Annotated in this window: 3 protein-coding genes and 4 pseudogenes; 6 read left to right on the plus strand and 1 reads right to left on the minus strand. The window is 59.2% G+C overall.

The features are described 5' to 3' along the window. Positions 1-421 (minus strand): LysR family transcriptional regulator (locus B4968_RS17575; protein ID WP_139792891.1); only part of this gene is annotated, 421 nt, incomplete at its 3' end. A gap of 111 nt (positions 422-532) precedes the next feature. Here B4968_RS17575 and B4968_RS17580 point away from each other — a divergent pair. The 6 genes and pseudogenes from B4968_RS17580 to B4968_RS17605 all read left to right on the plus strand — a co-directional run bounded on the left by B4968_RS17580 (position 533) and on the right by B4968_RS17605 (position 6,444). Beyond that, positions 533-1,694, plus strand: a pseudogene (locus B4968_RS17580) (ABC transporter ATP-binding protein). A gap of 1 nt (position 1,695) precedes the next feature. Next, positions 1,696-2,677 (plus strand): annotated as a pseudogene (locus B4968_RS17585) (carbohydrate ABC transporter permease). Continuing rightward, positions 2,674-3,635 (plus strand): annotated as a pseudogene (locus B4968_RS25890) (carbohydrate ABC transporter permease). The pseudogenes B4968_RS17585 and B4968_RS25890 overlap by 4 nt, the downstream one beginning before the upstream one ends. A 113-nt stretch (positions 3,636-3,748) precedes the next feature. After that, positions 3,749-4,999: pseudogene (locus B4968_RS17595) on the plus strand (ABC transporter substrate-binding protein). A gap of 60 nt (positions 5,000-5,059) precedes the next feature. Beyond that, positions 5,060-5,890 (plus strand): phosphodiesterase, encoded by an 831-nt coding sequence (locus B4968_RS17600; protein ID WP_083100710.1) that lies wholly within the window; start codon positions 5,060-5,062, stop codon positions 5,888-5,890. Beyond that, on the plus strand, positions 5,887-6,444 hold the full coding sequence (locus tag B4968_RS17605) for a phosphodiesterase (protein WP_139792892.1): 558 nt from the start codon (positions 5,887-5,889) through the stop codon (positions 6,442-6,444). Before B4968_RS17600 ends, B4968_RS17605 begins: the two co-directional genes overlap by 4 nt. The last annotated feature ends 111 nt before the right edge of the window (positions 6,445-6,555 follow it).

Raw genomic sequence — 6,555 nt, forward strand, 5'->3', positions numbered from 1 at the left:
CGCCCCGCCGCTCCCGCAACAGCCGCGTCGCTGTGGTCCAATCATGGAGTGCAAAGTCGATCTCAACGCCCGGGTAGGCTTGCCGAAACAGGCTGATCGCCTTGAGTGCGGGAAGCGGCGCGTTGGCGATGATCTTGATGTGACCACGCGCCATTGCCTCATACCCTTCCAGGCGTTCGCTGATCGCAGTGTCCAGCGCGACCAGCCGGTCTGCAAGGTCGAAAAACTCCTGCCCGGTCCGGGTAAGGGCAATCCCTTCGCGGCCACGCAACAACAGCTGCGAGCCAACCTGTTTCTCCAATTTGGCAACATGCTGTGTCACTGCGGATTGCGTCACGCCCAAACGGGTCGCAGCGGCTGAGAAACTGCCTTCGCGGACCACATAGGCGAAAGCAACGAACTGGTGGTGATTGGCACGCATGACGTCCCCTTCCTTTGGCGGCATCCATAGCGACCATTAGTTTCGCTAATATGACGTCACAAAAGTGAGAGCTCGCTTGCTTACACCGGCCCTGTCAGATGGAGGAATCAGATGGCCGAGCTGAGCATCGAGAACGTAACAAAACGCTTTGGTGAAACAGAGGTGCTCAAGGGGGTGTCTCTGGATATTGCTGATGGTGAATTTGTCTCACTTGTCGGGCCATCTGGCTGTGGAAAATCCACCCTGCTCAGGATCATCGCGGGACTGGAAGAGCAAAGTTCGGGCGACATTCGCATCCATGGCAAATCGGTGGCAGGACAACGGGCAGCGGATCGCAACCTGTCGATGGTTTTCCAGTCCTATGCCCTCTACCCACATCTGAGCGTAGGAGAAAACATCGCTGTACCGCTCAAGATGCGCCGCATGAATGGGGTGCAGCGCCTGCCCGTGCTCGGTCGCTTCATGCCGGGGGCCCGTGCCATGGCGGGTGAGATCGGACAAGAGGTCGATAACGCCGCCCACATGCTGGAGATCGGGCACCTTTTGGATCGCAAGCCAGGGCAGCTGTCCGGTGGTCTGCGGCCAACGCGTGGCCCTTGGTCGCGCCTTGGTCCGGGATCCGGTCGCTTTTCTGTTGGATGAGCCTCTTTCGAACCTCGACGCCAAACTGCGGGTGCAAACCCGCGCCGAGATTGCTCAGCTGCACCGTCGGCTGGACGCCACGTTCATCTATGTCACCCATGATCAAGTCGAGGCGATGACCATGTCCGACCGGATCGCTGTGATGATGGGTGGGCGCATACTGCAATGTGCCAGCCCTGACCTGATCTACGAAGACCCGGATACGATTGAAGTTGCCGAATTCATCGGCTCTCCCAAGATCAATATTCTGCCGGTTTCCCTTGACAGCGACGGGCGGCTTAGCTTTTTCGACCACGATCTCGACCTGCGTGCCACAACCCGGATAGAAGGCGCAATCTCGTTGGGTCTGCGCCCCGAGGCGGTGCACCTTGCCACGGACGACGCCGTTTTCAATGGCACCGTGGCCCATACGGAAAACCTTGGTGCCGAACTCTATGTTCAAGTCGATATCCCCGGCCTTGAAAACCGTATCGTGCTGCGCACTGAGGCCTCTCGCCGCGCAGATCTTAGCATCGGCACGGCTGTCGGGCTTGGGTTTGACGCCGCCAGCGCCCTTGTCTTTGACGGCAATGGGCAGCGTGTGCGCCGGATTGAGGTGCCGTCACCAATTGCAGCGCATGAGGTCGCCTGAGATGACCGTGAACGACGCAGCCCTGCCCCCCGCCAATAAGCCCGCTACCAGCGCCGCCACAAAAGAGCGCCGCGCCGCATGGTCGCTGACCGCACCGGCCCTGATCCTGATGTTCGTGATCCTGCTCGTGCCGGTTCTCATCGCCGGGGTCCTGTCTTTCACCAACTACTCACTGGGCAATAGCGGCTGTGATTGGGTCGGCACGCGGAACTACGAAAAGCTTTTCACCCGCTCGACCTACGAGAAGATGTTTGTAGCCACCTTTACCTACGTGGTGACGGTGGTGCCTATCTCAGTCGGCTTGGGCCTTGGCGCGGCGCTTCTCATCAATTCGCTTGGCCGGTTCCGCGAGATTTACAAGACGATCTATTTCCTGCCGGTCATGGCAACACTTCTGGCCATGGCGATTGCGTGGGAGTTCATGCTGCATCCCTCAATCGGCATGATCAACCGCACTCTGGAAATGGGCTGTGGCTCGCCGCTTGAAATGGATTTGGCCCTTCATGGCCGAAGGCTGTACAGATGGTTTCCCGGTCTGGCTTGGTGACAAGCGATACGCGATCTGGGTGGTCTGTTTCATCGGCATCTGGCAAGGGTTCGGCTTCAACATGGTGCTCTATCTCGCCGGTTTGACAGGCGTCCATCGCGAGCTTTACCACGCAGCCGAGATGGACGGCGCCAAATCGGGATGGGAGCGGTTTCGCCTTGTCACATGGCCCGCCCTTGGCCCCACAACCGTTTTCGTCGTCACCATTTCCTGCATCCGCGCCTTTCAGGTCTTCGATACGATCGAAGCCTTCTGGCCCCAAGGCGGCGGGCCGAACAAATCCACCTACGTGATGATGTTCGCGATCTTTGAAAAAGGCGTGCAGCAGAACCTGATCGGCATCGGCTCCGCCATCACCGTTCTGTTCCTCGTTTTCGTCATGTTTCTCACCCTGATCCAGCGCTGGCTGGTGGAACGAAAGGTGCATTACGGATGACCCGCGACTGGTGGAAACATCTGATCCTTATCCTCGGTGTGATCGTCGTCATCGCGCCCTTCTACATGATGGTCAGCTATTCGTTCAAAAGCCCCGGCGAGATCGACCGCGGCGAAGGCGGATTTTTCGGGCGCCAAGAAATGATGGTGGACGAGCGCTGCGTAAAGCTGCGCGATCCCAACCGCAAAGACGTTGCCGCTGCCGCCCACCGCTTCCCCGGTGCCTCCGATGGCGAGATCCGTGATGCGCTGGTGGCCGAGGCCGAGGCCGATTGCGCCATGCGCCCGGCCGTCTTCAACTATACCAAGGCTTTCACCGAGGCACCGCTTCTGCGCTACCTGCTCAATGGCATAATCGTCACTGGTTCGATCTTCCTCATTCAGGTGGTGGTGGCCCTGCCTGCGGCCTCGCGCTGGCCAAGCTCAAGTTCTGGGGCCGCGAGGCCGTGTTCGGGCTGGTGCTCTTCTGCCTTTTGATCCCGGTCCATGCCATTGCCCTGCCGCTCTACATCATGCTGTCCAATCTGGGACTGACCAATACCTATGCCGCGCTGGTGGTGCCATGGACGATCTCGGTCTTCGGCATCTTCCTGATGCGCCAGTTTTTCATGACCGTGCCGGATGATCTGATCGACGCCGCCCGCATGGACGGGATGGGCGAATTCTCGATCGTCTGGCGTGTCATGCTGCCCACGGCGATCCCGGCCTTGCTTGCCTTTGCGATCTTCTCGATCGTGGCCCATTGGAACGATTATTTCTGGCCCCGCATCGTCGTTACCGGCAACCGCGATCTGTTCACCCCTCCGTTGGGCCTGCGCGAATTCAAGGGCGATGGCGATGGCAGCTACTTCGGCCCGATGATGGCCACTGCCACCGTGATCGTCACCCCGCTCATCGTTGCCTTCCTGTTGGCGCAGAAGCGCTTCATCGAAGGCATCACCCTGAGCGGCATGAAATGATTTCGGGGACGCCCCGAAAGGCGCCCCCTTTACCCAGATCCCACAAGGGATGAACCCCGGGGCCCCGTCTGCAAACAAGCGGCTCCAAGACCTGGCAAGAGAGGATATCTTCCATGAAACTGACTGCCACTGCAATGGCCCTGGCGCTGACCGCCTCGGCTGTCTTCGCTGAAGACACCGTGACCATCGAATTCGCCTATCCCTATTCGCATCTCTTTGACGTAACCTACGAAGCGATGATGCCAGCCTTCAAGGAAGCGCACCCCAATATCGACGTGAAATTCCGCGCGACTTATGAATCCTACGAAGACGGCACCAACACCATTCTGCGCGAAGCCGTTTCGGGCAACCTGCCCGACGTGACCATGCAGGGCCTCAACCGTCAGCAGATCCTGGTGGACAAAGGCATCGCCAAGTCGCTGGAACCCTTCATCGCCAAGGAAGCCGATTTCGCCAGAGAAGGCTACCACGACGCCATGCTGTCGCTGTCGACCTTTGACGACAACGTCCACGGTCTGCCCTTCTCGGTCTCACTGCCGGTTGGCTATTATAACATGGACATCCTGAAAGAAGCCGGTGTCGAAACGCTGCCCCAGACCTGGAGCGACGTGATCGGCATGTGTGAAACCATGAAGGCCAACGGCGTTAAAAACCCAATTTTCTGGGGCTGGAACATCACCGGCAACTGGTTCATGCAGGCCCTGATGTGGTCGCAGGATAAAGCCATCGTCGACAACGGTCACGTGGCTATGGACAGCCCCGAAGCTCTGGCCGCGCTTGAGCAAATGCAGGAAATCTTCACCAAGTGTGAGATGAAGAACCTTGAATGGAGAAAGCCGCCCTGTCGTCCTTTTCAGCCGGTGAGATCGGCATGATGTTCTGGTCGACCTCGGCGCTTGGCGCTGTCGAGCGCTCGCAGGGCGATTTTAACCTTGTGACCGGCCCGTTCCCGGGCATGGGCGAAACCCCAAAGGCTCTCCCCGCCGGTGGCAACGCCGCCGCTGCTAACCTCGACGTCGGACGATCCCAAGGTTCAAGAGGCCGCATGGGCCTGGCTGAAGTTCATCACCTCGGGTGAAGGTGCTGCCGAAGTGGCTAAGACCACCGGTTACATGCCGCCGAACAAGGCTGCCAACGAAGTGATCCTTGCGGATTTCTACGACCAGAACCCCAACAAGCAGACCGCCGTGGATCAGTTGCCGCTGTTGCGCGACTGGCTTGCCTATCCGGGTGACAACGGTCTGGCGATCACCCAGGTGATCTATGACGGGATCGAACGCATCGTCACCGGCGACGCCACCGACATGAAAGAGCTTCAGCAGGACATGGTTGAAGAAGTCGCCGACCTGCTGCCCAACGGCTGAACCGTTTTTCCGGTCGCCTGCCCCACACGGGCGGCCGGACCCTCAATTTCAGGACGCCCCATGAAGATCATCCATATTTCCGATATCCACCTGACCATTCCCGGCGAAGAAATGGGCGGACTTGACCCCCACGCCCGCTTTACCCGCGCCCTCGCGAATGTGGCCGAAAACCACGCGAACGCCGACCGCATCGTTATTACCGGCGATCTGACCCATTGGGGCGAGGTCGCGGCCTACGAGGCGCTGAAATCCGCGCTTGCGGAGGTGTCCATTCCGGTGCGTCTGCTGATTGGAAACCACGATGACCGCGACACTTTCCGCAAGGTGTTCACCGATCATCCCGTCGATGCCAACGGTTTCGTCAATCACGCCGAAACGCTGGATGGCACCCGACTGATCTATCTCGACAGTGTTGGCGACAAGACCCACGCCGGTCACTTCTGCGCCGTGCGCCGCGACTGGCTCAAGGCCGAACTGACTGCTGCCGGGCGCGCCCGCATCTTCTTGCACCACAACCCGATGCCCGTGGGCCTACCCGCCGAAGACAAGATCGCTCTCGTCCCCGAGGATCGCGCGGCCTTCAAGGCCCTGCTTGAGGCCTATGGCGACCGCATTGACTATATCCATTTTGGCCATGTCCACGCGCCGATCCACGGGCGTTTCGCAGGCATCCCATTCGCAAGCGTCCCCTCGACCGGGAACCAGTCCCTGCCGGACCTGAACGAGACCGAGCTTCTCAAGGGTGCGCCGATGGCTCCGGCCTATTTCGTGCTGTCAATTGACGGCAATGACACCACGATCCACCAAATCCCCTTTGCATGGGACGGGCCGGTCATGGCCTCTGGCACCGGCTGGGAAGACTGGGCCAAGCCCGGCGTGGCGGCAGAATGAAATTCATACACCTCACCGACACCCATGTGAACAGTGGTGATCGCCTGTTGTACGGTGCCAACCCTGCCCGCCGGTTGGCGCAGGCAGTTGACAGCATCAACGTCGAACATGGCGACGCGGCATTCGTCATCGTCACGGGGGACATGACCCATTGGGGGGATGCAGGCGCCTATGCGGCGTTCCGGGACAAGATATCTCGTTTGCCCATGCCGGTGCATCTCATGGTCGGCAACCATGACGACACAGCAGCCTTTGCCGAGTATTTCCCAAACGCCCCACGCGACAGCAACGGATTTGTGCAGTTCACCCTTGATACGCCTCATGGCCGTGCCATCTGTCTTGATACAAAAAGCCCGGGCACCCATGCCGGTAGCTATTGCCAAGCACGGCTTGACTGGCTGAGTGCCCGACTGCAGGAAACCGACGATCCGGTGCTACTATTCATGCATCATCCCCCTTTCAAAGTTGGCATTTGTGCAATGGACGCGATCATGATGCAGGATGCCGATGCGTTTCACGACGTCGTCGCCCCCCCCACAAAGCCCGCAAGGTAGTGGTCAACGCGAGGTATATAGCAGATGACTCAAAGCCTAACGCTCGCATGTAAGGCTCCGAAGGGATCCGCCTAGAGAATCGGCGAATTTTGTTGAAAAACTCTTCTTGAT

This window comes from Pseudophaeobacter leonis (assembly GCF_002087335.1).
In the GTDB taxonomy this organism is placed as follows: domain Bacteria; phylum Pseudomonadota; class Alphaproteobacteria; order Rhodobacterales; family Rhodobacteraceae; genus Pseudophaeobacter; species Pseudophaeobacter leonis.